This window comes from Psychrobacter sp. LFX-11D (assembly GCF_904846475.1).
Classification (GTDB): Bacteria; Pseudomonadota; Gammaproteobacteria; order Pseudomonadales; family Moraxellaceae; genus Psychrobacter; species Psychrobacter cryohalolentis.
This window is the reverse complement of sequence record NZ_CAJHAV010000036.1, coordinates 1-1,242: the sequence shown is the minus strand read 5'-3', so window position 1 is coordinate 1,242 and position 1,242 is coordinate 1. Positions and strand designations below refer to the sequence as shown.

The 1,242-nt window shown below is 39.5% G+C and carries 1 protein-coding gene; it reads right to left on the bottom strand.

Annotated elements, in window-relative coordinates:
* Positions 1-195: 195 nt before the first annotated feature.
* The gene (locus JMX75_RS12815) at positions 196-954 is read right to left on the bottom strand and encodes an IS5 family transposase (protein WP_201532558.1); all 759 of its coding nucleotides are present in this window, start codon (positions 952-954) and stop codon (positions 196-198) included.
* Between the last annotated feature and the right edge of the window lie 288 nt (positions 955-1,242).

Below are 1,242 nucleotides of genomic sequence, written 5' to 3'. Positions count from 1 at the left end.
CGTTATACCAATGCTTAAGTTATGCGGTGATTAAGTGATGTGATACTTAGATGATGCAGCATTTAAATCATGCTACCACTACTTTAAAACAGTGCCGATGCTCTACAATATTAGTAACCATTATTAGCGATAGCTAAAACTCCTTCCTTTATTACGATACTATTTGTTGTAATTCGATTAGGGTCTGTATAGAATTCAAATCAGCGGCAGCCAAATAAAGACACAGGCTAGAATCACAGCAGCTTCATAACTGTCTTTAAGCTTATCATAGCGTGTCGCAATACCTCTGAAGTGTTTTAATCTAGCAAAGGCGTTTTCTACCAAGTGGCGACAGCGATATAAGTACCAATTTAGCGTATTGTTGTTGCTTTTTGAATTTGACTTAACCGGTATTACTGATTCAGCACAGTACTCAAAGATACAATCTCTTATGTCGCTACTGTCATAGCCTCTATCCGCTACAACCGCCTTAGTCTCTTTTTTAATGGTGCTTTTAATTAAAGCGTTAGCCATTTTAGAATCATGTACTTGTCCTCCTGTCAGCTCAACGTGGACAGGATTACCACAAGCATCAACCATTAAATGCAGCTTACTACTATTACCAGCAACGCTGGTACCGATGGCTTCATCATGACAACTAGCAGCGCCTGCACTGTGTTGATGCGCTTTTACCACGCTACCATCTATAAATAACCATTCGCTATCATAGTCTGCTGTTACTATTGACATCAGTTGCCGCCATTTACCCGTTTTACGCCAATAGCGGTACTGATGATATATAGCAGACCATTTGCCAAAGCAAGACGGTAGGTCGCGCCAAGGACAGCCAATACGTATGCGGTATAACATCGCTTCAACGGTTAATCTTAGATTGGGCTTGTTATATATGTTGATTTGTCGCAATATATTAGACAGCTTTTGCCATTGTTCATCAGTGAGCATGGTACGAGCCATAAGTGACGCCTTTTCTCTTTGTTGTGGTAAACAAGAGTTTAAGGCGTTGCTTATTTTTTTCAACTATTCCCTAATTCTATACAGACCCTAGAAACATTATAGTGGAAATACACTAAATAAGGCATAGGCCTAAAATTATCTATTTATTTAGGCACACACTATCTACCGAGGAAGTATAGCGTGGGTTATGCTTTCGCTCCATCCATGCTACGAGTAACGACTCCCACAGAACATAAGTCTTAATATCATCACAGACAATGCTACCAATTAGATAGTAGAATGAATGTT